The organism is Mycolicibacterium sichuanense (genome assembly GCF_033741125.1).
Lineage (GTDB): Bacteria > Actinomycetota > Actinomycetes > Mycobacteriales > Mycobacteriaceae > Mycobacterium.
The window spans coordinates 32,122-58,546 of record NZ_JAWQPU010000016.1; the positions used below are offsets into that span (position 1 = coordinate 32,122).

The 26,425-nt window shown below is 69.0% G+C and carries 23 protein-coding genes; 7 read left to right on the forward strand and 16 right to left on the reverse strand.

The features are described 5' to 3' along the window. The first annotated feature begins 540 nt into the window (after positions 1–540). On the forward strand, positions 541–2,064 hold the full coding sequence (locus tag SBI80_RS27320) for an Ig-like domain-containing protein (RefSeq protein ID WP_318978225.1): 1,524 nt from the start codon (positions 541–543) through the stop codon (positions 2,062–2,064). Positions 2,065–2,153: 89 nt separating this feature from the next. Here SBI80_RS27320 and glnA read toward each other — a convergent pair whose 3' ends face one another. Further along, positions 2,154–3,590, reverse strand: coding sequence for a type I glutamate--ammonia ligase (gene glnA, locus SBI80_RS27325; RefSeq protein WP_318978226.1), 1,437 nt, complete (start codon positions 3,588–3,590; stop codon positions 2,154–2,156). A gap of 128 nt (positions 3,591–3,718) precedes the next feature. On the opposite strand from glnA, the gene SBI80_RS27330 reads away from it, so the two are divergent. After that, positions 3,719–4,213: an RDD family protein gene (locus tag SBI80_RS27330; RefSeq protein WP_318978227.1), complete on the forward strand. Its 495-nt coding sequence runs from the start codon at positions 3,719–3,721 to the stop codon at positions 4,211–4,213. Here the strand turns inward: SBI80_RS27330 and SBI80_RS27335 are convergent. The 6 genes from SBI80_RS27335 to sucB form a co-directional block, all read right to left on the reverse strand. Continuing rightward, positions 4,210–6,036 carry an amidohydrolase gene (locus SBI80_RS27335; protein ID WP_318978229.1) on the reverse strand — a complete coding sequence of 609 codons (1,827 nt, stop codon included), beginning with the start codon at positions 6,034–6,036 and terminating at the stop codon, positions 4,210–4,212. The genes SBI80_RS27330 and SBI80_RS27335 overlap by 4 nt on opposite strands. A gap of 71 nt (positions 6,037–6,107) precedes the next feature. Then, on the reverse strand, positions 6,108–6,863 hold the full coding sequence (locus SBI80_RS27340; RefSeq protein WP_318978231.1) for a DUF4191 domain-containing protein: 756 nt from the start codon (positions 6,861–6,863) through the stop codon (positions 6,108–6,110). A 32-nt stretch (positions 6,864–6,895) separates the two neighbouring features. After that, the gene (gene lipA, locus SBI80_RS27345) at positions 6,896–7,828 is read right to left on the reverse strand and encodes a lipoyl synthase (protein WP_318978267.1); all 933 of its coding nucleotides are present in this window, start codon (positions 7,826–7,828) and stop codon (positions 6,896–6,898) included. A gap of 41 nt (positions 7,829–7,869) precedes the next feature. After that, positions 7,870–8,559: a lipoyl(octanoyl) transferase LipB gene (gene lipB, locus SBI80_RS27350; RefSeq protein ID WP_318978232.1), complete on the reverse strand. Its 690-nt coding sequence runs from the start codon at positions 8,557–8,559 to the stop codon at positions 7,870–7,872. Between the two features lie 19 nt (positions 8,560–8,578). Next, a complete protein-coding gene (locus SBI80_RS27355; protein WP_318978234.1) occupies positions 8,579–9,487 on the reverse strand; it encodes a TIGR01777 family oxidoreductase in 909 nt (302 codons plus the stop codon). Between the two features lie 3 nt (positions 9,488–9,490). Beyond that, on the reverse strand, positions 9,491–11,251 hold the full coding sequence (sucB, locus tag SBI80_RS27360) for a 2-oxoglutarate dehydrogenase, E2 component, dihydrolipoamide succinyltransferase (RefSeq protein WP_318978236.1): 1,761 nt from the start codon (positions 11,249–11,251) through the stop codon (positions 9,491–9,493). Positions 11,252–11,396: 145 nt separating this feature from the next. On the opposite strand from sucB, the gene SBI80_RS27365 reads away from it, so the two are divergent. Next, positions 11,397–11,750 (forward strand): oxidoreductase, encoded by a 354-nt coding sequence (locus SBI80_RS27365; protein WP_318978269.1) that lies wholly within the window; start codon positions 11,397–11,399, stop codon positions 11,748–11,750. 15 nt (positions 11,751–11,765) lie between these two features. Here the strand turns inward: SBI80_RS27365 and SBI80_RS27370 are convergent, their stop codons facing one another. Further along, complete coding sequence (locus SBI80_RS27370; protein WP_318978237.1) at positions 11,766–13,274, reverse strand: leucyl aminopeptidase; 1,509 nt, start codon at positions 13,272–13,274, stop codon at positions 11,766–11,768. A 27-nt stretch (positions 13,275–13,301) separates the two neighbouring features. Between SBI80_RS27370 and gcvT the strand changes: the two genes are divergently transcribed. Further along, on the forward strand, positions 13,302–14,411 hold the full coding sequence (gene gcvT / locus SBI80_RS27375) for a glycine cleavage system aminomethyltransferase GcvT (protein ID WP_413232827.1): 1,110 nt from the start codon (positions 13,302–13,304) through the stop codon (positions 14,409–14,411). Between the two features lie 22 nt (positions 14,412–14,433). Then, positions 14,434–15,540: a branched-chain amino acid aminotransferase gene (locus SBI80_RS27380; RefSeq protein WP_318978240.1), complete on the forward strand. Its 1,107-nt coding sequence runs from the start codon at positions 14,434–14,436 to the stop codon at positions 15,538–15,540. On the opposite strand, the gene SBI80_RS27385 is transcribed toward SBI80_RS27380, so the two are convergent. After that, positions 15,537–15,896, reverse strand: coding sequence for an ArsR/SmtB family transcription factor (locus SBI80_RS27385; RefSeq protein ID WP_318978242.1), 360 nt, complete (start codon positions 15,894–15,896; stop codon positions 15,537–15,539). The two genes, SBI80_RS27380 and SBI80_RS27385, sit on opposite strands and share 4 nt — an antisense overlap. 97 nt (positions 15,897–15,993) lie before the next feature. Here SBI80_RS27385 and mgtA point away from each other — a divergent pair, with 97 nt between their 5' ends. Beyond that, positions 15,994–18,636, forward strand: a complete 2,643-nt coding sequence (mgtA, locus tag SBI80_RS27390; RefSeq protein ID WP_318978244.1) for a magnesium-translocating P-type ATPase — start codon at positions 15,994–15,996, stop codon at positions 18,634–18,636. Between the two features lie 4 nt (positions 18,637–18,640). On the opposite strand, the gene SBI80_RS27395 is transcribed toward mgtA, so the two are convergent. From SBI80_RS27395 to SBI80_RS27425, 7 genes are all read right to left on the reverse strand, one after another. After that, positions 18,641–18,949: a hypothetical protein gene (locus tag SBI80_RS27395; protein WP_318978245.1), complete on the reverse strand. Its 309-nt coding sequence runs from the start codon at positions 18,947–18,949 to the stop codon at positions 18,641–18,643. Positions 18,950–19,118: 169 nt separating this feature from the next. Further along, positions 19,119–20,780, reverse strand: a complete 1,662-nt coding sequence (locus SBI80_RS27400; RefSeq protein WP_318978246.1) for an NRAMP family divalent metal transporter — start codon at positions 20,778–20,780, stop codon at positions 19,119–19,121. Beyond that, positions 20,773–22,071 (reverse strand): magnesium transporter MgtE N-terminal domain-containing protein, encoded by a 1,299-nt coding sequence (locus SBI80_RS27405; RefSeq protein WP_318978248.1) that lies wholly within the window; start codon positions 22,069–22,071, stop codon positions 20,773–20,775. Before SBI80_RS27405 ends, SBI80_RS27400 begins: the two co-directional genes overlap by 8 nt. 170 nt (positions 22,072–22,241) lie before the next feature. Further along, the gene (locus SBI80_RS27410) at positions 22,242–22,967 is read right to left on the reverse strand and encodes an adenosylcobinamide-GDP ribazoletransferase (protein ID WP_318978250.1); all 726 of its coding nucleotides are present in this window, start codon (positions 22,965–22,967) and stop codon (positions 22,242–22,244) included. Next, positions 22,964–24,022 carry a nicotinate-nucleotide--dimethylbenzimidazole phosphoribosyltransferase gene (gene cobT / locus SBI80_RS27415; RefSeq protein ID WP_318978251.1) on the reverse strand — a complete coding sequence of 353 codons (1,059 nt, stop codon included), beginning with the start codon at positions 24,020–24,022 and terminating at the stop codon, positions 22,964–22,966. Before cobT ends, SBI80_RS27410 begins: the two co-directional genes overlap by 4 nt. Next, positions 24,019–24,552, reverse strand: a complete 534-nt coding sequence (locus tag SBI80_RS27420; RefSeq protein ID WP_318978252.1) for a bifunctional adenosylcobinamide kinase/adenosylcobinamide-phosphate guanylyltransferase — start codon at positions 24,550–24,552, stop codon at positions 24,019–24,021. The genes cobT and SBI80_RS27420 overlap by 4 nt, the downstream gene beginning before the upstream one ends. A gap of 4 nt (positions 24,553–24,556) precedes the next feature. Further along, positions 24,557–25,231, reverse strand: a complete 675-nt coding sequence (locus SBI80_RS27425) for a DUF3043 domain-containing protein (protein ID WP_318978253.1) — start codon at positions 25,229–25,231, stop codon at positions 24,557–24,559. A gap of 71 nt (positions 25,232–25,302) precedes the next feature. Between SBI80_RS27425 and SBI80_RS27430 the strand changes: the two genes are divergently transcribed. After that, positions 25,303–26,379, forward strand: a complete 1,077-nt coding sequence (locus tag SBI80_RS27430; RefSeq protein ID WP_318978254.1) for a glycerate kinase family protein — start codon at positions 25,303–25,305, stop codon at positions 26,377–26,379. The last annotated feature ends 46 nt before the right edge of the window (positions 26,380–26,425 follow it).

Below are 26,425 nucleotides of genomic sequence, written 5' to 3' on the forward strand. Positions count from 1 at the left end.
TCCGGTCGACATCGCGCGCGGCGCGCTGAGGCGTTCGCGGTGCGGAGCTGGCTACGGGTGGGGGTGGCCTCGGCCGGTATGGGCGCGGCATTGTGGAGTGCGTCTCTGGTCGGCCCACAATTGGGTGTGGCGGCCGCCGACGACACCGGCTCGTCGAGCTCCTCCTCGGCTGGTTCCTCGTCCAGCTCGTCGGCTGGTTCCTCGTCCAGCTCAGCGTCCAGCTCGTCGGCTGGTTCCTCGCCCACCTCCTCGACTAGCTCCGCGACCGGTTCGTCGTCGGGGTCGGCTTCTGGATCGGACGATGACGACTCGCCCGGACACCGGGTAAGTGGCTCGACCGTCTCGGCCCAGACCACGCAGAGCACCCACGTGGCCTCCTCGGCCGCTACGTCATCGTCAACGTCCTCGAATTCCTCAGTGGCAGAGAGTAGTTCGGGAACTAACACCAATGGGCACTCGGCCGGCTCGTCGACGTCGAGCGATAGTCAGCCCACGAATGTGGCCGCTGTAGCCGGTGCCGATGAAACCACCGTTACCGCCTTGCAGTCCACCGTTACCGCCGAGCAGTCCACCGTTACCGCCGAGCAATCTGGCACCCATCACTCGAATCCGACTCCGGCCGAATCCATCTCCGACGTCGCACCGGCAAACGACGAGCCCGCTGCGTCGGTGACGGTCACACCCGTCGCCGCATCGGCGGCACCGTCGGCGGCCGCCATCGTGATACCCACCGCCAACGATCCGTGGGCCATGCAGTACGAACAGCTCAACGCCGACACGTGGCAGCTCAACACCGCGGCGCTCATCACCGCCATGACGGCCAACCTGCAGTTCCTGATCCAACACGCGCCGCTTCCACCCCAGCTGCAAGACGCGCTCACCGGCACCATGTGGACGCTGCGACGGACGTTCTTCAACCTCGCGCCCACGGTGGACCAAACGGTGACCATCACCAACGGGCTCGGCGGCCCCATCGCGGGCCGCATCCTGGCCACCGATCCCGAGAACGACGCGATAGTGTTCGCCCTCGTTCAGGGGCCGAAATACGGTCGCGTCACCCTCAACGTCGACGGCACCTACTTCTACACTCCAGGGCCCAATTTCGAGGGCGTCGACACCTTCAGCATCGCTGCTACCGACCCCGGCCTGCACGTCAATGTGCTCGCGCCGTTCCGGGGTGGCGCCGACACGGGTTTGCTGGTCAATCAGGGCGCGATCACGTTCGACCTGTCCTTCGGCACCGGCGCCAACCTGTGGACCGACGAGGCCAAGAACGCCCTGTACGACGCGGCGCGGCGGGTCGCCGCCTACCTGATCGTCAAGCAGCCCACCCAGTTGACCTATGCGGTCAACTCCGTGTATCAACCCGGTGCGTTCCTCGCCAACGCCGGCAGCGCCTTCGACGGCTCCACCCCCGGCTTCCACGAAACCATCGTGCAGCACAAGCTGCTGACCGGTGAGGACGTCAACCAGGCGGCGGCCGACGGCGTGATCAACTGGAACTGGAGCTACCCGTGGGCGGTCGGTGGCTCCGTGGCGCCGGATCAATACGACATGACGGCCGTGGCGATGCACGAGTTGTTGCACTCGCTGGGCTGGTTGTCGAACGTCAGAGCGCCCGACAGCTTCCCGAGCCTCAACGTCTGGTCGGTCTATGACAAGTTCGTCACTACCTGGGACGGTCAATCTCCCATCGACCCCACGACGTTCCTGTGGAACGACTACTACAACTCCTACATCACCGGATACCAGGGCGGTCTTTACTTCAACGGGTCCGACGCCGTCGAAGCCTACGGAGGACGACCCGTCCCGCTGTTCTCGTCGAATCCCTACAAGCCGGGGAGCTCGACGAGCCACCTCGCCGATTACGTCTTCAGTGGACCGAACCAGCTACTGATGAACAGCAGTACCGGGACGGGCCCCGGGAAGAGGACGATCGGAGAGATCGAGCAGGGCGTCTTGGAGGACATCGGTTACACGGTCGTCGCCAATCCGATGTTCGCCTGGCCCGCCATCACGGTGCCCTCCACGCTGACGCCCGCCGACACGGCGGTGCTGGTGTGAACCAAGCGCTCGACGCCTGAGGGCCGAATGACGAAGGGCCGGATGGAGTTTCGCTCCATCCGGCCCTTTGCCATCGAGGGTGTCTCGGTTTAGACGTCGTAGTACAGGCTGAACTCGTAGGGGTGCGGCCGGATCTGGACCGGCATGATCTCATTCTCACGCTTGTACGAGATCCAGGTCTCGATCAGGTCCTCGGTGAACACGCCACCCTCGGTGAGGTATTCGTGATCCTCCTCGAGACGGTCGATCACGGCCGATAGCGAGGTCGGGGCCTGCGGGATGTTGGCGGCCTCGTCCGGGGGCAGCTCGTAGAGGTCCTTGTCGACCGGGGCGAGCGGCTCGATCTTCTTCTTGATGCCGTCGATGCCGGCCATCAGCATCGCTGCGAACGCCAGGTACGGGTTGCCCGAGCTGTCGGGGCAGCGGAACTCGAGACGCTTGGCCTTCGGGTTGTTGCCCGTGATGGGGATGCGGACGCAGGCCGAGCGGTTGCGCTGGCTGTAGACCAGGTTGATCGGGGCCTCGTAGCCGGGCACCAGACGCTTGTAGGAGTTCACCGTCGGGTTGGTGAACGCCAGCAGCGACGGGGCGTGGTGCAGGATGCCGCCGATGTAGTGGCGGGCCAGGTCCGACAGTCCGGCGTAACCCGACTCGTCGTGGAACAGCGGCTTGCCGTCCTTCCACAGTGACTGGTGGGCGTGCATTCCCGAGCCGTTGTCACCGAACAGCGGCTTGGGCATGAAGGTGACGGTCTTGCCGTTCTGCCACGCCGTGTTCTTGATGATGTACTTGAACAGCAGCACGTCGTCGGCGGCGGCCAGCAGCGTGTCGAACTTGTAGTTGATCTCGGCCTGTCCGGCGGTGCCGACCTCGTGGTGACCGCGCTCCAGGACGAACCCGGCGTTCTGCAGGTTGGTCGCCATCTCGTCGCGCAGGTCGACGTAGTGGTCATACGGCGCGACGGGGAAGTAGCCGCCCTTGGGGCGAACCTTGTAGCCGCGGTTGGGGCTGCCATCGGCTTCGAACGGCTCGCCGCTGTTCCACCAGCCCGACTCCGAATCCACCTCGTAGAAGGTGCCGTTGATCTTCGAGTCGAAGCTCACCGAGTCGAAGATGTAGAACTCGGCCTCGGCACCGAAGAACGCGGTGTCGGCGATGCCGGTGCTGGCGAGGTAGTTCTCGGCCTTGCGCGCGACGTTGCGGGGGTCACGCGAGTAGGCCTCGCGGGTGAACGGGTCGTGCACGAAGAAGCTGAGGTTCAGCGTCTTGGCGGCGCGGAACGGATCGATGCGCGCGGTGTTGGGGTCCGGCAGCAGCATCATGTCGGACTCGTGGATGGACTGGAAGCCGCGCACCGACGATCCGTCGAAGGCCAGCCCGTCTTCGAACACGCTCTCGTCGAACGCCGAAGCCGGGATCGAGAAGTGCTGAACCACACCGGGCAGATCGCAGAAGCGAATGTCGACGTACTCGACATTCTCATCCTTGATCAGCTTGAAGATGTCGTCCGCGGTCTTTTCTGCCACTGAGAATTCTCCTTTTTACAGATGGTCCGCCGGTTGACGCTAGGTACACCATATTGCGCGGCGGTCAAGCACATGTTGCGCTGACGTTACGTAGTCACCCTGGAAGACGGCCACCCTATGCTGGTTTCATGGCCCGCTCCTTCAGCACCTGGCTGTCCGGCCCGCCGCCGTCCGAGGCCGGCGATGCTTCTCAGGGACCCAACGACTTTCCGGGTCAACGGCTCGGTCTGCCACCGCACGGGCCCGGCTCCCTGGTGGGGTTTGGACGACGCGTCGGCGCCCTGATCGTGGACTGGTTCATCGCCTACGGCCTCGCCAGCCTGGCCGTCACCGTCGGGCTTGTCAGCTCCAAGAGCTTTCTGCAGTCGCAGGTCGGATCGACCGCGGTGATGGGCGTCTGGCTGGTGCTGGGCGTCATGTCGGTCCGCCTGTTCGGCTTCACCCCGGGCCAGTACGCCTTCGGACTGCGCGTGGCATCGGTCGATCACCGGTTGCACGTGGGGGTGGGGCGGGCGCTGTGCCGCGGACTGCTCGTCGCCGTGGTCGTACCCGCTCTATTCACCGATGCCGACGGCCGTGGCTTCCAGGACCGCCTGACCGGGACGGCCATCGTCCGTCGCTAGATCTCGTGCCGGATCTGGCCGTTCATCATCGTCATCGTGACGGTGGCGCGGTGAATGTCGTGCGGGTCGATCTCGAGGATGTTGCGGTCCAGCACGATGAGGTCGGCGAGCTTGCCGACCTCCAGAGATCCCACCTCGTCGTCCAGCCTGATCTGATACGCCGCCCCGAGGGTGTTGGCGTGCACGGCCTCGGCGACGGTCAGCCGCTGGTCGGCCGGCGCCAGTACCGGCGCGTCCGGCTCACCGATGAGCTGCCGGGTGACACCGATCTGAATGGAGTCCAGCGGCTTGTACGTCGAGAAGTAGCCTGCCGCGGGCCAGTCGGTGCCCAGCGATATCCGCCCGCCAGACGCCAGCACGTCGCGAGGCCGGTAGAGCAGGTCCTTGCGGGGGGCGCCGTAGCGGGCACCCATGTTGATCAGGGTGTCCGGGTCGGCCGACAGCCAGTTCGCCGAGAACTGGGCGATGACGCCGAGCTTGCCGAACCGCTCGTTGTCGTCACCCTCGACGTAGACGAGGTGGGCCACCGCGTGTCGGCGGTCGCGGGCGGGGTTGGCCGCGATCGCGTCGGCGATCGCGTCGAGCGCCACCCGGACGGTGCGCTCCCCGCATGCGTGCACGTGGACGTCGAAGCCCGCTGCGTCGGCGTCGCGCACGATGCGGTGCCACTGTTCGACGGTGAACGGCGAGCCGCCGGTCGAGTTGGGATCGTCGGCGTACGGCTCGAGCAGCCAGGCGGTGTAACCGCCCTGGGTGCCGTCCCCGACGATCTTCAGCACGTTGGCCCGGACGAGTTCGGTGCCGATCCGGCCGTGCACCTCGGTCATCTTGGCAACCACGTCGTCGACGGGCGGGCCCTTGATCGCGTAGGACGCCACGACGCGGAACGGCAGCTCGCCGCGCTTCTCGGCATCGGTGTACAAGCTCAGGATGGCGGCCTGGTCCTCACCGATGGGCGGCACCCCGGCGTCGAACACCGAGGTGATGCCTGCCGCGGCCGCCTTGGGCGTCCAGGACGCCAGTAGCTTGGCCATCGTCTCCGTGGAGATCGGCTCGACGGCGTTGACCACCTGCAGCTCGGCCACCACCTCCAGCACGTATCCGGTCGGATCGCCGTTGCGGTCGCGGGCGTAGTAGCTGAATCCGGGAATCGGATCAGGGGTGTTGCGGTCGACCCCGGCCATCTGCAGGGCCTTGCCGTTGACCCACAGGCTGTGCCCGTCGATGGCGAAGAAGAACCCCGGCCGGTCGGGCAGGATCTCGTCCAGATCGGCGCGACTGGGCCCCTCCGGGCCGAACATGTCCACCCGCCAGCCAAATCCGCGGACCGGCCCCTCCGGATTCTCCTTGGCGTACTTGGCGATCGCGGCCAGTGCGTCGGCGCCGGTGGGCACCTGCAGGTCCAGGCCCGACGTCAGGAAGGCGCCCATGAACGGGTGGATGTGGGCCTCGACGAAGCCGGGCATCAGCAGCCGACCACCGAGGTCCACGACCCGGGTGCCGTCCCCGACCAGCCTCATCGCGCCGGCCTCGTCACCGGCATGGGTGATGGTCTTGCCGGTGACCGCCAAGGCCTTCACCCACGGATTGGCACCTGCGACGGTGTAGATCGGGCCGTTGCGGAAGACGAAGTCCGCGCGCCCGTCATCGGCGCCGTCGTCCACCGGACCGCTCGACGGGGCAGACGGCTCGCCGCTCGTGGCGCAGGCGGCCATTGCCGTCGCGGCCGCCACCACCCCGGCGACGGCCAACGCCGTCCGCCTGCTGGCCCTGGCCGCTCCGAACGCTGCGAAGTGTGGTGCCCACTCACACGCAGTACACATCTGCACACCCCCCAAAGGCGTTGGCCGAAATGGCCTTTCGAGCCTGCTCTAGACGGAGAGGCGCAAGGGGACTACTTGCGCCGCACGGTGCGCTGGACGCCGCGCGTCTTGGCGCCTGCGGGCAACGGTCCCTTCGGCATGGCGGCCGGGCCCATGCGCGAGCCCAGTGCCGCGAGCCGTGACTCCAGCGCATCCATCTGCTTGACGGTGATGTTGGCGGGCAGCTTGGTGAGGTGGCGTTCCAGCTTGGACAGCGGCACCTCGCCCTCGCCGTTGCCGACCACGAAGTCGTAGATCGGGGTGTCACCGATGAGCCGCGCGGTGCGCTTCTTCTCCTGGGCCAGCAGGGGCTTCACCCGGGTCGCCGAACCCTCGCCGACGAAGATCACCCCCGGCCGACCGATGACGCGGTGCACCGCGTCGAAGTGCCCGGTCGCAGCCACCCCGGGGGTGACCCGCCACTTGCCGCGCAGGTTGTCCAGCGCCCACGCCGCGGCTCCGGTCTGGCCTTCGGCCTTGCGGTACACCGACTTCTGCGCGCGCCGGCCGAAGATGATGAACGCCACCAGCGCGCCGAGCACCACGCCCAAGGGGATCAGCGTCGCCATGGTGAACACGCTGCCGCTGACGACGCCGACGACCACGGCCACCGCCACGATCAGCACGAACGCGCCGATCATGTAGGGCAGGAGCCGGGTGTCCTCCTTGCGCTGGATCTGGAACGCCTGCCAGAGCTGACTCCGGCGCTCCTTGGAAGCAGCCTTGCGCGCGGCCTTCGCCTCGGCCTTGGCGGCCTTGTCCGCGACGGGTTTGCCAGTCTTCGCCATCGGTCCAGGATACGGGTGGGCAGCGCGTGAAATCAGGACGGGTTGGTTCGCAGTCGAGCCGCCTGGGCGTACAACTTGCCCGCGCGATAGGAGGACCGCACCAGCGGGCCCGCCAGGACTCCGGGAAAACCGAGCTCCTCGGCGAAGCGGGCGTGCTCGACGAACTCCTCGGGCTTGACCCACCGCTCCACCGGATGGTGGCGAAGCGAGGGACGCAGGTACTGGGTGATCGTGATGATGTCGCATCCCGCGTCGCGCAGATCGCGCAGCGCGGTCCGCACCTCCTCGGGCGTCTCGCCCATGCCGAGGATCAGGTTGCTCTTGGTCACCAGCCCGTAGTCGCGCGCCGCGGTGATCACCGCGAGGCTGCGGTCATACCGGAAGGCGGGACGGATGCGCTTGAAGATCCGGGGTACCGTCTCCACGTTGTGCGCCAGCACCTCAGGGCGCGTCTCGAAGACCGTCTCGAGCTGCTCGGGAATGGCGTTGAAGTCCGGGATCAGCAGCTCGACACCGGTATTCGGGTTGAGCGCCTTGATCTGGCGCACCGTCTCGGCGTAGAGCCAGGCGCCACCGTCGGGTAGGTCGTCGCGCGCCACCCCGGTGACCGTCGAGTAACGCAGGCCCATGGCCTGCACGCTCTCGGCGACGCGGCGGGGCTCGTCGCGATCCAGCTCGGCCGGCTTGCCGGTGTCGATCTGACAGAAGTCACAGCGTCGGGTGCACTGCTCACCGCCGATGAGGAAGGTGGCCTCGCGGTCCTCCCAGCATTCGTAGATGTTGGGACACCCCGCTTCTTCGCAGACGGTGTGCAGACCCTCGCGCTTGACCAGCTTCTTGAGCTCGGTGTACTCCGGGCCCATCTTGAGCTTGGTCTTGATCCACGGCGGCTTGCGTTCGATCGGGGTCTCGGCGTTGCGGACCTCCAGGCGCAACAGCTTGCGTCCGCTGGGGGAGACCGGCAAGCCGGCGATCTCGCTGCGCTGCTGCGTTCCGCCGTCGATGCTCACTCGGTCAATGCTAGCGCCGGGCTGCCGTCGAGGGCGTCGCAGACCGCTCGGCCGACGGTGTCGGCAACCTCGTCGACGGTGACGCGGCGGCCGAGTTCTGCGGTCAGAGACGTCACACCTGCGTCGGAGATGCCGCACGGCACGATCGACGAGTACGCCGAGAGATCACAGTCACAGTTGAGCGCGAAGCCGTGCAGCGTGGTCGCGCGCGCCACCCTGATGCCGATGGCCGCGATCTTTCGGGCCGGCCGGCGATCGTCGGCGGGCACCCACACGCCCGACCGACCCTCGACGCGACCGGTGGGCAGACCCACGCTCGCGCAGACCGCGATCAGCGAGTCCTCCAGGCGGCGAACGAACTTCACCACGTCCAGCGGCTGAGCCAGTCCGATGATGGGGTACCCGACCAGTTGGCCGGGTCCGTGCCAGGTGATCTTGCCCCCGCGATCGGTGTCGACGACCGGCGTCGCCGCCGGACCCGAGTCGACCGGGCGCTCGTGGGGTTCGGTGCGCTTGCCCGCCGTGTACACCGCCGGATGCTCGAGCAGCAGAAGCGTGTCGCGACCGCCCGCGACGCGTTCGTCGAACAGTTCGCGCTGCAGCTGCCAGGCGCTGAGATAGTCGACCGAGCCCAGCCGCCGTACGTCGACCACCGTGTCACTCGACCGAACCGAAGGTGCCGCCATGGCGTCGACGTTACGCGCGTCAGGCGCCCTGGGGTGCGGTGACGTAACTCAGCGCCTCACCGATCGTGTTGTGGTGGAACTCGAACCCCGCGCGTTCCAGTGCCGCCGGGATCGCACGCTGCCCGCCGAGCAGTCCCTCGTCGGCGAACTCGCCGAGCAGGGCTCGGATCGCGAACGCCGGGGCTTGCAGCGGGGTCGGTCGATGCAGGGCGCGTCCGAGGGCGGCGGTGAACTCGGCGTTGGTCACCGGCGCCGGACCCGTCCCGTTCACCGGGCCGGACAGCTCGTCGCCGCCGATCGCGAACAGCAGCGCCCGCACCTCGTCCTCGAGGCTGATCCACGGCATGTACTGCCGGCCGCCGCCAAGCCGGGCGCCGAGGCCGAACGAGAAGAGCGGCTTGAGCCGGGCGAGCATCCCGCCGCGGGGCGACAGGACCAGCCCGGTGCGCATCAGCACCACGCGAACGCCTGCGCCCCTTGCGGTTTCGGTCGCCGCCTCCCAGTCCTGGCACAGTGTCGCGAGAAAGCCGCGGCCCGCCGGCGCCGATTCGTCGAGGACGCGATCGCGCGCGTCGCCGTAGTAGCCGACGGCGCTGGAGTTGATCAGCACCGGCACCCCTGCCTCGACGACGCACCGTGAGAGCACCTCGGTCGGACCGATCCGGCTGTCGCGAAGACTCTGCTTGAACGCCCCGGACCACCGCTTGTCCGCGACGCCGACCCCGCATAGGTTGACCGCTGCGTCCACCCCGCGCAGGGCTCTGGCGTCGAGCTCGCCGGTGTCGGGGTTCCAGAAGACCTCGTCGGCGTTGGACGGCGCGCGACGGACCAGTCGCAGCACCCGATGGTCGGCTGCGCGCAGTGCCGTCGTCAGCGCCGAACCGATGAGCCCCGAGGAACCCGCGATCGCGATGACGGCCTGAGCCACGATCTAGAGTCCGAGATCGGCCTCGAAGGCTCCCTCTTCGAGGCGTCGCTTGATCGTCGTCAGGAAGCGGCCGGCGTCGGCACCGTCGATGAGGCGGTGATCGTAGGTCAGCGGCAGGTAGCACACCGACCGCACGCCGATCGACTCGTTGCCGTTCTCGTCGACCACGACCCGCGGCCGCTTGACGATTGCCCCCGTGCCCAGCATCGCCGCCTGCGGCGGCACCAGGATCGGCGTGTCGAACAACGCGCCCTGGCTGCCGATGTTGGTGATGGTGAACGTGCCACCGGACAGCTCGTCGGGCTTCAGGTTGCCCGACCGCGCGCGGGCCGCGATGTCGGCGATCGCCCTCGCCAGCCCGCCCAGTGACAGGTCACCCGCGTTGTGGACCACCGGGGAGAGCAGGCCCTGCTCGGTGTCGACCGCGAAGCCGAGGTGCTCGGCGTCGTAGTAGGTGATCTGCTTGGAGTCCTCGTCGTAGCTGGCGTTGACGTTCGGATGCGCCTTGAGCGCGTCGATGACGGCGACGGCGAAGAACGGGAGGAACGTGAGGTTGACACCCTCGCGCTCGGCGAAGGTGGCCTTCGCGCGGGTCCGCAGCGCCACGATCTTGGTCAGGTCGACTTCGTGGGTCTGCGTCAATTGCGCTGTGGTCTGCAGAGACTCGCGCGTCTTCTTGGCCGTGATCTGGCGAATGCGGTTGGCCTTCTGCGTGGTGCCACGCAGGTGTGCCAACGCAGGTGCCGGCGTCGGCGCCTTGGTAGCCGGTGCCGCTGCGGCGGCCGGCTCGGGAGCCGACGGGGCGGGCGCCTTCTTGGCCTCGGCGGCGGCCAGGACGTCCTGCTTGCGGATGCGGCCGCCGACGCCGGTGCCCTTCACCGAGGCCAGGTCGACGCCGTTCTCCGAGGCGAGCTTGCGAACCAGCGGCGTGACGTATGGGCTGCCATCGCCGTTGGACTCGGCCTTCGGTGCTGCCTTGGGCTCGGGCTTCGGTTCCGGCTTGGGCTCGGGCTCGGGCTTCTTCTCCGGTGCGGGCTCGGCCGCCTTCGGTGCGGGCTCGGGCTCCGGTTCGGGTTCTGGCTCGGGCTCTGGTTCCGGCTCGGGGGCTGGTGCGGACTTGGCCGGCGCGGCGTCGGCACTGCCGACCTTGGCCAGCTCGCCGCCGACGGCGACGGTGTCGTCCTCCTCGGCGGTGATGGACAGCAGCGTGCCCGCGACCGGAGACGGAATCTCGGTGTCGACCTTGTCGGTGGAGACCTCGACCAGCGGGTCGTCGACCTCGACGGTGTCGCCAACCTTCTTCAGCCAGCGCGTGACGGTGCCCTCGGTGACCGACTCGCCCAGCTCGGGCATCACGACCGAGGTGGCGTCACCGCCGCCACCGCCACCGCCACCGGCACTGGCTGCAGGCGCGGCGGGCTCGTCCTTCGCCTCGGGTTCTGGTTCTGGCTCCGGTTCGGGTTCTGGCTCGGGCTCCGGCTCGGACTTCTCGTCGGCGGCCGGGGCGCTGTCGCCACCGCCCTCGCCGGCCTCGCCGATGGTCCCCAGATCGCCGCCGACCTCGACGGTGTCGTCCTCGTTGGCGATGATCTTGGTCAGGACGCCCGCGGCGGGTGAGGGGATCTCGGTGTCGACCTTGTCGGTCGAGACCTCGAGAAGTGGCTCGTCGACCTCGACGGTGTCACCCTCTTGTTTCAGCCATCGCGTGACGGTCCCCTCGGTGACGCTCTCACCGAGTGCGGGCATCTGGACGGTGATGGCCATGTGCGTTGACTCCTCGAACGGTCGCTCGTGATGGGCCGAAATTGCTCACTGCCCATCCTGTCATGTCCGCGCGCCTGGGTCGCCGTAGACCGCCCGACTGGTTGCTCTGGCACCATTGAAGGCAGCCGAAGGGAGTTCGATCGCGTTGGGATTGTTCGACAGGGTTCGCCTTCGCGGGACCAAGCGCGCGGCCGGGCCCGATCCCGGCGCCGACCTGAAGTACCTGCGCCAGTGGGTCGCCGAGCATCAGGGCGTCGAGGCATTCGTCGAACCGAAGACCACCGTCACCGAGGTCACCGTCGTCCTCGTCGCCGCCGACGGCGAATGGACCAGGCGCCGCGCCGGCGGCGAGAAGGGGGCACGCAAGCTCAGCGACCGGTTGAACATCCCCGTGTACGACGTTCAGAAGACCGGCTACCCCCAGCGCATGCGCGACCATGACGCGCGCCTGCGCATCGAGCGGGACCGCGCCCGCCGCCGCGAGCTCGACACGGACTGAGTCCTCTTCGCCGAGTCAGCCGTTCTGGGCGATGTCCTCGAGGACGGCGAACATCGTGCGCGTCGGCACCCCGGTGCCGCCCTTGCCCGTGTAACCCCATGGACCGCCGGTGTTGTAGGCCGGTCCGGCGACGTCGATGTGGGCCCACTGCACCCCGTCGGCGACGAACTCGCGCAGGTAGACGCCCGCCACCAGCATGCCCGCGTAGCGCGACCCGCTGACGTTGGCGAGGTCGGCGACCGTCGACTTGAGGTCGTCCTTCAGCTCGTCCGGCAGCGGCATGGCCCAGCCGTTCTCGCCGACGGCCTGCGACAGCGTCGCCACCCGGTCGCGGAACTCGTCGCTGCCCATCACGCCCGGGGTGCGGCCGCCGAGCGCGACGGTCTGCGCACCGGTCAGCGTCGAGGTCTCGATGAGGTAGTCGGGGTCGTCCTCGCACGCCCGCACGATCCCGTCGGCCAGGATCAGCCGGCCCTCGGCGTCGGTGTTGAGGACCTCGACGGTGATGCCGCCGTACTGGGTGAGCACGTCACCGGGACGCTGCGCGGTCGACGACGGCATGTTCTCGGCCATCGGCACCGTCGCGATCACGTCGATCGGCAGCTGCTGCTTGGCCGCAAGCACCACCGTCGCGATGACGGCGGCGGCGCCACCCATGTCGGAGGTCATCTGGTGCATGTTGGCCGCCGGCTTGATCGAGATGCCGCCGGTGTCGAACGTGATGCCCTTGCCGACCAGCGCGACGCGCTTGCCCTTGCGCTTGGCGCCCCGGTAGGTCAGCCGCACCAGCCGCGGGGGACGCGAGGATCCCTGGCCGACGCCGACGATGCCGCCGTAACCGGCCTTGGCAAGCGCCTTCTCGTCGAGCACCTCGACCTCCAGGCCCGCCGCTTCGCCGAGAGCCCTTGCGCGCTTGGCGAATTCATCGGGGAAGAGGTGGCTGGGCGGGGTGTTGACCAGATCGCGGGCCGTCGCCACCGCGGTGGCGACGTTGGTCGCGCGCACGGCGGCGGCCTTGGCGCCCCGGTCGGTGGACAGCGCGGTGATGCTCGTCAGCCGCGGGTCCTTGGGTGCGGTCTTCGGGCTGCGGAACTCGCTGAAGCGGTAGGCGCCGAGGATCAGTCCCTCGATTGCGCCGTCGAGGTCGAGCTCCGACAGCAGGGTCACGACGTTCTCGGTGCCACTCAGCGCGCGCGCGGCCACTCCGGAGGCCCGCCGGATGACGTCACCGGGCCATTCGTCGCGGGCCTTGCCGAGCCCGACCGCCAGCACGCTGGCCACGGGAAGGGACGGCGCCAGCACCCGGGTGGTCTGGTCGCTGCCGCCCTTGGCGCCGAGGGACTCGAGCGCCACCTCGATCTCGCCGACCGCCTCCGCGTCGAGGAACGGGTTGGCGACCACGGTCGCCCGGTCGTCGTCGCCCGTGACCACGGGAACGATCAACACCGCCGATCCGATGCGGCGCTTGGGCAGCGTCGCGGCGACGGTGACGGTGGGGGACTGGTAGCCGGGTGCGGTGCTCACGAACTTCACCCTAATGGTCAGGCATTAGTGTGGTTCGGCGTGACCGAGAACCTGTTGAAGGGCCCGCTGGAGGATCGCCACCGTGAGTTGGAGGCGAGCTTCGCCGAGTTCGGGGGCTGGTCGATGCCGGTCGCCTACGGCGGCACCGTCGGCGAGCACAACGCGACCCGCAGCGCAGTCGGACTGTTCGACGTCAGCCACCTGGGCAAGGCGCTGGTCACCGGACCGGGCGCGGCGGCATACGTGAATTCCGCGCTGACCAACGACCTGCGTCGCATCGGCCCCGGCAAGGCGCAGTACACGTTGTGCTGCAACGACTCTGGCGGTGTCATCGACGACCTCATCGCCTACTACGTCTCCGACGACGAGATCTTCCTGGTGCCCAACGCCGCGAACACCGCTGCGGTGGTGGCGGCGCTGCAGGCCAAGGCGCCCGCCGGGTTGAGGATCACCGACGAGCACCGGTCCTACGCCGTCCTCGCGGTGCAGGGCCCCAAGTCCGCCGAAGTGCTCGGCGCGCTGGGCCTGCCGACCGACATGGACTACATGGGTTATGCCGACGCCGAGTTCTCCGGCGTGCCGGTGCGCGTCTGCCGCACCGGTTACACCGGTGAACACGGCTACGAGCTGCTGCCGGTCTGGGATCGCGCGGCGGTCGTGTTCGACGCCCTCGTCGAAGCCGTGACGGCGGCCGGGGGTCAGCCCGCCGGGCTCGGCGCCCGCGACACGCTGCGCACCGAGATGGGCTATCCCCTGCACGGGCACGAACTGTCACTGGACATCTCGCCGCTGCAGGCTCGGTGCGGCTGGGCGATCGGCTGGAAGAAGGAGGCCTTCTGGGGCCGCGAGGCGCTGCTGGCCGAGAAGCAGGCCGGCCCCAGGCGGTTGCTGCGTGGGCTCAAGGCGGTCGGCCGCGGTGTGCTGCGCGCGGACATGACGGTGCTCGACGGCGAGCGTTCGGTAGGTCGCACGACGTCGGGAACCTTCTCTCCGACACTGAAAGTCGGCATCGCGCTGGCGCTGATCGACGCCGATGCCGGGATCGCCGACGGCCAACGCGTCGCGGTCGACGTCCGGGGCAGGGCCCTGGAGTGCGAGGTGGTGTCACCCCCGTTCGTCGAGGCCAAAACCCGATAGCCATGGGTTATACAATCGGCCCATGACTGATGGCCCCCTCGAGTTCACGCTTGCCCGCTCTGCGAACCCGGCAAGCGACGAGGTACGTGCCGGCATCCTGGCCAATCCTGGCTTCGGTCGCTTCCACACCGACCACATGGTGTCGATCGACTACACCGAGGGACGCGGCTGGCACGACGCCAAGGTCATCCCGTACGGCCCGATCGAACTCGATCCGTCGGCGGTGGTGCTGCACTACGCGCAGGAGGTCTTCGAGGGTCTGAAGGCCTACCGCTGGGTGGACGGCTCCATCGTCTCCTTCCGGCCCGAGGCCAATGCGGCCCGGTTGCGCACCTCGGCCCGGCGGCTGGCCATTCCCGAGCTGCCCGACGAGGCGTTCCTCGAGTCGCTGCGGCAGCTGATCGCCGTCGACGCCGACTGGGTGCCCGCGGCGGGCGGCGAACAGTCGCTGTACCTGCGGCCGTTCATCTTCGCCACCGAGCCCGGCCTCGGCGTGCGCCCGGCACTCGAGTACCGCTACCTGGTGATCGCCTCGCCGGCTGGCGCGTACTTCAAGGGCGGCATCAAACCGGTGTCGGTGTGGTTGTCCACGGAGTACGTGCGGGCCAGCCCGGGTGGCACCGGCGCGGCCAAGTTCGGCGGCAACTACGCGGCGTCCCTGCTGGCCCAGGCCGAGGCCGCCCAGCACGGGTGCGACCAGGTGGTCTGGCTGGACGCGCTGGAGCGGCGCTACGTCGAGGAGATGGGAGGCATGAACCTGTTCTTCGTCTTCGGCAGCGGTGGCACGGCCCGGCTGGTGACCCCCGAGTTGTCCGGTTCGCTGCTCCCCGGAATCACCCGAGACTCGTTGCTGCAGTTGGCAACCGACGCGGGTTTCTCGGTGGAGGAGCGCAAGATCGACGTCGACGAGTGGCAGAAGAAGGCCGCGGCTGGCGAGATCACCGAGGTGTTCGCGTGCGGCACCGCCGCGGTGATCACCCCGGTGTCACACGTCAAGTCCGGTGACGGCGAGTTCACGATCGCCGATGGCGAGCCCGGGGTGGTCACGATGGCGCTGCGCGACACGCTGACCGGCATTCAGCGCGGCACGTTCGCCGATACCCACCACTGGATGACCCGACTGGACTAACCGGCGGATGCCCGTCCGGTCCGGCGCCGCGGGGTGGCCTTAGGCGCGTCCAGGTGCGCGTCGACCGCGACGCGGACGACTTCGAGTGCCAACGGATCGCTGACGTAGTAGACCTGCCGACGGCCGTCGCGCCGGGCGTTGACGTATCCCGCGAGCTTGAGCTTGCCCAGGTGATGACTGACGGTCGCCATGGATTGGCCGGTCTCCTCGGCGAGGGTGCCCACGTCGCGATCGCCACGGGACAGCAGCCAGACCAGGTGGAGGCGCACCGTCGCCGACAGCATGGCGAACAACCCCGCAGTATCCTGGATGAGCTGTTCGGATACCCCGTCCTCGGGTGCATGGCCGACGGGCACGGACGCTCCTTCGCAGACGATGTCCAGATAGGTTCCCGCAAGTTGGACACTTTTACAACCGTTTGACCGCTTCGTCTCCGTCGGGCAAGGATCTGACATGGCAACGACGTCACTCGCGTCCGCCCCGCGCTGGCCGGAGGAGTCGGATGAGGGGTCGCTGGTGGCCGAACTCGCCTACGCCCCGGTGTTCGTCGCCTTCCAGCGTCTGGGCAGTTCGCCGCACGGTCTGACCGAGCAGAACGCCGCCGAGCGAGTCGTCCAATACGGGGAGAACCGGCCCGGCCGCTACGTCGACGACGGCGTGCTTGGGCGTTTCTGGGACGCCCTGCGGAGTCCGTTCGTCGCGCTGCTCGCCGTCTTCGGGGTGGTCCTGGTCGCCGTCGGGGACGGGGACGGTGCCGTCACCGTCGCGGTCGTGGTGACCTCTGCGGTGGCACTTCGGTTGTGGCAGCAGACGCGCGCGGTCCGTGCCGTGCGCGCGCTGCGCCGGCGGGTGTCGACGACGGTGACCGTGCGACGCCGCGCCGGCGACGGGCAGCCGGCCACCGACCGCGAGGTCCCGGTCGAGGACCTGGTGCCCGGCGACGTCGTCGTGCTGGTCGGCGGTGACGTCGTCCCCGCCGATCTGCGGGTCGTCGCGTCGGCCGGCCTGCTGGTGGACCAGGCCGTAATCAGTGGCGAATCCCGGCCCGTGGCGAAGGGCCCGCCCATGGCAGGCGCTGGGGACGCCCCGGGCGACGTCGGGTTCGACACCGCATCGCTGTGCTTCACCGGAACCACCGTGGTCGCCGGAACGGGCACGGCGCTCGTGGTCGCGACGGGCACCGGCACGTGCGCCGATGCCCTGGCGCGCACCGTCGCGAGCCTTCGGCCCGATTCGAGCTTCGACCGCGGGGTGCGCACGGTCGGGTTGGTGCTGGTTCGCTTCATGCTGGTGATGGCGCCGATCGTCTTCGCAGTCAACGGCTGGGTGCACGGGGACTGGCACCAGGCCGCGCTGTTCGCGGTGGCGGTGGCGATCGGCTTGACCCCGGAGATGCTGCCGGTGATCGTCACCGCCAACCTCGCCCGTGGAGCCACCAGGCTGGCGCGTGACCGGGTGATCGTCAACCGGCTCGAGGCGATGCAGGACCTCGGGGCGATGGACGTGCTGTGCGTCGACAAGACCGGCACCCTCACCGAGGATCGGGTGGCCTACGCGCACGGCGTGGATCCCGCCGGGGCCATCGACGAATCCGTCGGCGAGATCGCCCATCTCGCGGTGTCCCTGCAGGATCGCCCCCACAACGCCCTCGACGACGCCATCGCCGAACGGTTGGCCGGCCAGGGCATGGCGCTGCTCGCCGAGGCGGTCTACGACAAGGTCGACGAGATCGGCTTCGACCACACCAGGCGGCTGGCCACCGTGGTCGTGCGCAGGCAGCACGACGAGCACATCATGATCACTCACGGTGACCCCGCCGAGGTGATCTCACGATGTGATCGAATTCGACTGGCCGGCAACGTGATCGAGCTCGATGACGATGGAGTGGCCGAGGCCATGGCGGTGGTGCGGGACTGCGGGGCCCGTGGCATGCGGACGTTGGCGGTCGCGGTCCGCGACGGCAGCGCACGTCTGGAGCGCTACACCGAGCGTGACGAGCACGGGCTGGTCCTGGTCGGGTTACTGGGGTTCGTCGACCCCATCCGCGATGGTGCCGCCGCGGCCATCGGGACGCTGGCCGGCCACGGCGTCACGGTGAAGATCCTGACCGGCGACGGTGAGGACGTCGCGCGCACGGTGGCCGAGGGGGTGGGGTTGGCGCCGGGCGTCCCGGTGCTGGGCCGTGACCTGGACGCCGTGGGCGACCTCGCGCTCGGCGACCTCGTCGAGGCGGCCACCGTCTTCGCGCGGTTGACGCCCGCCCACAAGGCCCGGATCGTGGGGGCGCTGCGGGCGCGCAGGCACACCGTCGGCTTCCTCGGTGACGGCGTCAACGACGTTCCTGCGCTGCGCATTGCGGATGCGGGCATCGCCGCCGACGACGCCACCGATGCGGCCAAGGCGGCGGCCGACCTGATCCTGCTGGACGACGGGCTGGACGTTCTGGCGCAAGGGGTGGTCGAGGGTCGCCGCACGCTGTCGAACACCATGAAGTACGTCAAGATCACCGCCAGCTCGAACTTCGGCAACGTCGTCACGGTGATGGTGGCCGCCGCGTTCCTGCCCTTCCTGCCGATGCTGCCCATTCAGCTGATCGTGCAGAACCTGCTTTACGACGTCGCACAGCTCGCGCTGCCGTGGGACCGTGCCGAGGACGACTACCTGCGTGCGCCCCGGCGCTGGAATCCGCGCGGCCTCGTCCGCTTCATGCTGTGGTTCGGTCCGCTGAGCTCGCTGTTCGACCTGGCGACGTTCGCGGTGCTCTGGTGGGTGTTCGACGCGGCCGACCGGGTGGCACTGTTCCACACCGGATGGTTCGTCGAGGGGTTGCTCACCCAGTTGCTCATCGTGCTCGTGCTGCGGGTGCGCACCTGGCCGTGGCGTGGTGCGCGGCCGTCGCGGCCGGTCGTGCTCGCCGCGCTGGGGGCCGCCGTGGTGGGTGCCGCGATTCCCCTCATGCCGCTGGGGCCGCGGCTGGGACTGGTCGGGCTGCCGGTGGGCTACCTACTTTGGATCGCCCTTGCCGCAACGGTTTACGCGTTGGCGGCGCAGCTGGTCAAGCGAGCCTACCTGCGCCTTCACGACGACTGGCTCTAGTCGGTCACGGGCACTGCCCGTTGTTGACGCAACCCGCCGCCGCGGTGGCCTTCATGGTCGGTGACGCCACCGAGGTGGCCAGGGCGGTCGGTGCGGCGTCGCTGCTCTCTACCGGCGTCTCGACGACGGTCGACGCCAGCTTCATCGCCGACACGCTCGGCTGGACGAACGAGGTGGTGGTGGCCGACGCGCCGGAGCCGCCCGCGACCGCCTTCTGTGCGGCCGGGGTGGCGGTGGTGACGATCGCGATCGCGGTGACGATGGCGCCGCCAGCCACGGCCGCGGCGAAGGACTTTCGGCGTTCGATGGTCATGACTCGCTCCTTGGGCTCGGGCCACCGCCGCAGGACGCGGTCGGATCGATGGCTTCACCTCGATATAAACCCTTGCTCGAGGTAATAGTCAAACGGTTCTATAACTATTGGAAGCAAGTTTGCAGCCGTTTGACATCGTCGTCGGACCGTTGGTCCGGTGGCCGAGGGGTCATCCACGACTCAGTTGAACGGCCTTCACGATCAGCAGGACGGCGCCGACGACGAGGTACCCGCGCAGGGCGAGCATGCCGAGCTTGGTTCCGGTCGACCAAGTCACGGGTTCCAATAGCACGAGCGGCGGCATCCGCCACTGCATCACGTCCTGACCCGTCACCACCGGCGGGGGCGGGGGACCGGCTGGTCGTCGGCGGGCCAGCCATCGAAGGACGCCGACTGCCAAGACGATCAGAGCGACGATGGCCGCCGCGAGGTACTCGGTGACCGTCACGACGTCGAGGTCGGGGAAGAGGGTGGTGGCCATCAGGATGCCCGAGAGAAGCAGCAGGACCGAGACGATGAACACCGCCACCACGTTGAGCCAGCGACGATTCACCCAGGGCCCCAGCACCTCTCGGTCATTGCACAGCAGCAGCAGGAACACGCTTGCGCTGGGCAGTAGCAGGCCGGCCAGTGCTTGCACCGCGGTGGTGATCAATCCCAGCGGCGCGCCGGGGATCAACACGATCCCGGCGGCGGCGGCAACCATCGCGGTGTAGGAGAGATAGAAGGGTTTGGCGTCGGAGAACCCGCGGTGCAAGGAGTGCTTGAGACCGAACACGTCGCCGAAGGCATAGCTGGTGGACAGCGTGACCGCGGCAGCGCCGACGATGGAGGCGTCGAGAAGCACGATGGCGAAGATGCATCCCAGCGCGCCGCTGTGTCGGGACAGCAGCTCGGCGATGTTGCCGGCGTCGACGAAGTTGCCCTCGTTACCGGTGGAGCGAGCCGCCCAGTCCGCGGTCATCACCAGCGCCGCCGCGCCGATCACCACGACGAATGCTCCCAGTGTCGTGTCGGCGCGTTCATAACCGATGAAGCGCGGGGTGATCCGCTTGTCGACGATGTTGGACTGCTGGAAGAACAGCTGCCACGGCGCGACCGTAGTGCCGACGATCGCGATGATCAGCAACACCGCATCCGAGCTCAGCCCGCCCTTGATGCCGGGAACGACGAAGTCGCGGGCCGCGGTGCCCCACTGGGGATGCGACAGCAACACCATCGGGATCTGCAGCAGGGTGATGGCGATGAACACGAACATCGCTCGCTCCCAACGGCGGAAGCTTCCCGAGGCCATGATCGCGACCAGCGCCACACCGGCGGTGGGTACGACGACGTACTTCGAGATGCCGAAGTAGTCCGCGGCCAGCGAGACGCCGATGAACTCGGTGACGATCGTCAGGAAGTTCAGCAGGAACAGGTCGCCGACGCTGAACCACCCCCAGCCGCGCCCGAACCGCTCGTTGATCAACCGGGCATGGCCGACGCCGGTGACCGCGCCGAGGCGAACCACCATCTCCTGGTTCACGATCAGCACCGGAATCAGCAGGAGGAGCACCCACAGCAGGCTGTAGCCGTAGTTCTGCCCCGCCTGGGCGTAGGTGGCCACCCCGCCGGCGTCGTTGTCGCCGACCATGACGATCAGCCCAGGTCCCACGATCGCCAGCATCGTGAGGATGCGGGTCTTCATCGTGCGGCCCTGATCTGTCTCTGCGATGCGCACCCGGCCGAACGCGCCCTCGATGTCGCCGAGATGGGCGCTGTCCAGCACCGCCGATGCTCGCGTGGAGGGGGTGGGGTTCTCGACCCCCGACGTCGGGTCGACTTCAGTCATGACCCGGCTCGTCCTGGGTTCCGACGACGTCGCGAATCGGACGTGGGGCCGGTTCGCGACGTCGCCAATCCTCCGGGATGGTCGCTTCGAGGACGTCGTCGAAGGTCACCACGCCGACCACCCGGTCACCGTCGTCGACCACGGGGATGGCGACCAGGTTGTAGTCGGCCATCAGGAGGGCGATGTCGGTCAGGTCGGCTTCGGGGGTGACCCGAACCGGGTCCAGGTCGAGCAAGTCCTTGACCGGTGTGTCGGCGTCGGACTGCAGCAGGCGGATGATCGAGACGACCCCGACCAGTTCGTCGGCGTCGTTGAGGGCATGCATCTTCAACAATGCCTCGGGCTGCATCGAGCGAGCGTTGGCGATTATCGAAAGAGCTTGTCCCGCCGTGCTATCCACTGGGCAGGACGCGACGTCCACGCTCATCAGCCCGCCCGCAGTGCTGGGGTTGAAACCCATCAGGGTGATGACCTTGGTGCGCTGACCTGCGGGCAGCAGGTCCAGTACCCGACGGCGCCGGGCCTGGCGTAGGTCGGCGATCGCGTCGGCGGCGTCGTCGGCGCGCATCCTGGCAAGCACCGCGGCGACCTCGGTGTCGGTCATGTCGTCGAGGATCTTGGTGGCCTTGTCGGGGTCGAGTTCTTCGAAGACGTCGGCTTCCAGCTCGGGGTCGCCGTGAATGCGATCGAGGATCTCTCCGCCCTCGTCCTTGTCGGCGTCTTCCAGCAAATCGGCGATCTGCGCCGGTTTCAGCGTCGACACACGACCCCCAGCACGGCGGTCCAGGATGCTCCCGCGATGCCCGATGAGTGGTTCGAAGGCCTTCCAGTCGCGGCTGGCGTGGCCGCCGGCGGACTTGATCAACCCGAACAACCGAGCGGGACGACGGGTGTCCAGCCGGGCCAGCACCCAGCCAGCCCCGGTGTCGTCCAGTTCTATGTCGTAGGCGTGCACCAACTCTGCGGCCGCCACGTCGATGAGCCGGTGATCGAGAACGTCGGCGCGCAGCAGCACCTCGCCGTCGCGGCGTTCGAATTCGCGCAGATCGACCTTGTTCTTCGACAGATGGACGTGTTCCTGGGTCAGGTCGGTGATCTGACGCGACGACACGTATACCCGGCGCCCGCCGATTCCGACCACCAGGCCGGTGACGGGTGGGTACTCCCGGGCCCCGCGCAGGCTCACGATGACGTCCTCCACGCGGCCGACGGTGTCACCCGAGCGGGCCACGACGGGGCGGCCCAGCAGATCGGACAGGTGGATCGTCTGCGACGAGGGGATTGCGGTCATGACGACCCTCCTTCTCGATGACGGAATCGGCGATGGATCCCAAAGATGACTGGGGCCCACCCCCAGGCGGTGGCGATCGAGATCAGCGAATCTCGGACGTGCGCTCAGTGTGCCCAGTCGTACTCAAACCGTCAAACAGTTCTACAACTGTTCAACTTACGACGTTCTGGTTAGCGGACCGCCAGCCCGAGCGCCACCAGTGTCGTGGTCACCTCGACGCAGGCGCCGAGGACGTCGCCGGTGATGCCGCCGAACCGCCGCACGCAGTGTGCCACCAGGGCCGCCGTCGCCAGCAGGGCCACCGCCACCGCGAGCGGTCCCTGCCACGGTCGCGAGGTCACCACGGTGGCGGCGGCAGCCAGCGCGATCGTCCAGGCGCCCACCACCCACCACGGCTGGGTGCCCGCGACCAGCGCACCCAGCGTGCTACCCGTCGCCGCGGGCACCGAGCGCCGGCAGGCGAGCAGCACCGCCACCCGGCCGGCCGCCACCGCGACGACGATGGCGAGCGGCTGCAGCATCGAGAACGCCAGGCCCTGCACCACGACCGTCACGACGATCGCGGCGACGCCGAAGGGGCCGGCCGACCCGTCGCGCATCACCGCCAGTGCCCGCTCCGGCGGTCCGTAGCAGCCGAGCCCGTCCACCGTGTCGGCGAAGCCGTCGACGTGCAGGCCACGGGTGGCCAGCAGCAGCATCGCGACCACGAGCACACCCGTCAGCGGATTGCCGGCGCCGAACGCCTGGGCCGCCAGCCACGCCGCGGCGGCGGCCACCCCGCCGAGAGCCACGCCGACCACCGGCAGCGCCGCCAGCGCACCGCGGCCGAACGGATGCCCGGTCCGCACCGGCAGCACGGTGGCGAATGCGAAGGCCGAGGCCAGTGAACCGATCACGACGCGTTGTCGGACACGTTCGCCTCGTCGAAGGTGGCCATCGACGCCAGCGTGGCGACTGCTGCGCGCAGCACGGGCAGGGCGACCGCGGCGCCGCTGCCCTCACCCAGGCGCATGCCGAGCTCGACGATCGGGTCCAGTCGCAGATGCTGCAGCGCCAGCGTGTGCGCGGGTTCGGTCGACCGGTGCCCAGCCTGCCACCAGGCCGACGCGCCGGGAGCCAGGCGAGCCGCGACCAGTGCCGCCGCCGTCACGACGACGCCGTCCAGTAGCGCCGGCGTGCGCCGTACCGCAGCTTGGGCCAGGAAGCCGGCCATGGCCGCCAGATCGGCGCCGCCGCAGACCCGCAGCAGCCCGACGGGATCGGCGGACACGTCGCGCGCGCGGTAGAGCGCGTCGCGGATCGCCGCGGTCTTGCGGGCCCAGCCGGCGTCGTCCACTCCGGTGCCGCGGCCCACCACGGCAACGGGTTCCGATGACGTCAGCGCGGCGATCAACGTCGTTGCCGCCGTGGTGTTTCCGATACCCATGTCACCGGCGATCAGGAGATCGGCACCGCCGTCGACCTCTTCGTCGGCGATCGCCCGACCCGCCGCGACGGCGGCCGTCACCTCCTCGACGCTCAGCGCGTCCTCGACGGCGATGTTGCCGCTGCCGCGCCGCACCTTGTGCGCACCGATCGCCGGGGACAGCGGCTCGTCGGCATCGACCGCGACGTCCACTACCCGCACCGACGCCCCGGCGAGTTCGGCCAAGACGTTGATCGCCGCGCCCCCCGCATCGAAGTTCGCCACCATCTGGGCGGTGACCTCGGCCGGGAAGGCGGACACTCCGGCCGCGGTGACGCCGTGGTCACCGGCGAACACGACGATCCGCGGACGCTCGAATTGCCTTGGCGGGCAGGTGCCCTGGCAGGCGGCCACCCAGATGGACAGGTCCTCGAGGCGACCGAGCGCACCGGGCGGCTTGGTCAGCCGGCCCTGGCGAGCTCGCGCGGCGGCCTCGGCCCCGGCGTCGAGGGGCGGGACGTCGGGAATCGGCTGCTCGTCGGTCACGAGGTCTCCTTGATGGTCAGAGGCTGCCCGGCGATCACCAGGACGACGCGGTCGCACACCGCAGCGAGCCGCTGATTCAGCGAACCGAGGGCGTCGGTGAACCGTCGGCCGGATTCCGTCGCGGGCACCACCGTGAGTCCGACCTCGGGGCTGACCAGCGCAAGCGGCCCGCGGAACGATTCGATCGCGTCGAGCAGTCCGTCGACGTCGTCACCCAGGTCCGGAGCGCCGGTCCAGGCGTTTCGGCGGTCCATCGCCGCGACCAGCCAGCCGCCGACGTCGTCGACCAGGGTGGGGACGTCGTCAACGGAGCGCAATTGCCCTGCCACGTCCGGACTTTCGACCGTAGACCAGTGCGGTGGCCGGCGGTGGCGGTGGGCCGCCACCCTGGCCGACCAGTCGGGATCGGTCGAAGTGGCACCGGTGGCGAGATAGCGCACCGCGCCATCTGGCCCGGCGGCCGCGGTGATCGTGGTCTCGGCCCATTGCGACTTGCCGGACCGGATGCCGCCGAGCGCGAGGACGCGCACCCGCTCAGTCGACCTTGGTGCCGCGCTCCACCTGAGGGCGCGGAGCCCGCATGCGACGCAGCTGTGAGGCCCGGCTGGCGGCGTAGAAGCCCAGCTTCCAACCACTTTCGGTGTTGTCGGGGAACTTGGCGTCGACGGCCTTGTTGACCCGTCGTCCGATCAGCAAGCCGTCGCCGACCATGATCACCACCAGTGCCAGCATGACGAACTGCACGTAGTACTGAATCTGGACCGACGGCAGCGACAACATCACGAACACCAGGGCCAGCGCCGCGGGCATGAACAGACCGAGCACGTTGCGGCGCGAGTCGACGAGGTCGCGGACGTAGCGGCGCACCGGTCCCTTGTCGCGGGGGAGAAGATAGGCGTCGTTGCCCGCCATCATCTTCTCGCGGCGTTCGGCCATCTCGGCGCGCCGGACCAGTTTGTCGGCCTTGCGCTCCTCCTTGGTCTGCGACTGCTTGGTCGCCTTCCTGCGCTTGCGCGCCTCCGCGGCCGTCATCGGCGCTGGCGCGACCGGTCCGCGGGTGCGGGTCTGGTTGCGCTTGGGGGTCGGCCTGCCCTTTGGTGCGGTGACCCGCGGCGTCGCCTGCTGATCGTCGTTGGACGCATCGCCGACGGAAGCGCCCTCGCCCTCCTCGGGTGGGGGATTGTCCTTCTTGCGACCCAGCAGATTCACGACCGCCAGATTACTTCCGCCGCCGCGCCGCCCGACATGCACCTCCGGCGACGCGGACATACCCTTCGGCAATGGTCCCCGCGCTGCAGGTGCTGATCGCGCCCGACTGCTACGGCGACAGCCTCACCGCCGTCGAGGCGGCGCAGGCCATCGCCACCGGGTGGCAACGCGGCAGACCCGACGATCGGTTGACACTCGCCCCGCAGTCCGACGGCGGCCCCGGTTTCGTCGAGGTCCTGGCCAGCCGCCTTGGTGGTCGGCAGTCGGCCGAGGTCAGTGGGCCCCTGACCGATGACGTGACCGCACATTGGGTGCTGGACGAGGCGTCGGGCACCGCCTACGTGGAGTGCGCGCAGGCGTGTGGGTTGGCCCTGCTCGGCGGCCCGCCCACCCGGCAGACCGCGGTCGAGGCGCACAGCAGGGGAGTCGGGCAGTTGATCGACGCGGCGCTCGGCGCGGGTGCCACCCGGATCGTCGTCGGACTGGGTGGGAGTGCCTGCACCGATGGTGGCCGCGGCATGATCGACGCGCTCGGCGGTTTGCCGACCGCCGTCGCCCGGCTCGGCACCGTCGAGCTGATCGCCGCGACCGACGTCGAGCACCCGCTGCTCGGCCCGCGCGGCGCTGCTGCGGTGTTCGGGCCGCAGAAGGGCGCCGACCCGGCCACCGTCGACGAGCTCGAGGGGCGGCTCACCGGCTGGGCGGCCGACCTCGAGGCCGCCACCGGCCGGGACGTACGCGCCGAGGCGGGCGCGGGCGCTGCCGGAGGACTTGGCGCGGCGCTGCTTGCGCTGGGTGGGCGCCGCGAATCTGGGGCGGCGGTGATCGCCGAGCACACCGGGCTGGCCAACGACGTCGCCGGCGCCGACCTGATCATCACGGGCGAGGGCCGGTTCGACGACCAGTCGCTGCACGGCAAGGTGGTCAGTGCCCTCGCATCGGGAGCCCGCGACACCCCGGTGCTGGTGCTCGCCGGTCAGATCACCCTCGACGAGGCCGCGCTGCACGGCGCGGGCATCGCCGCCGCCCACTCGATCAGCGACTACGCGGGGTCGGTTCAGCTCGCCATCGACGACGCCGCCCGCCAGCTCACGGGCCTGGCGGAGCAGACGTCTTCACGATGGGCCGACGACAGGAGTCGGGAATAGCGGTTCGGCAAGGTACCGTTGAGGTATCCAACGCATGACAATCCCC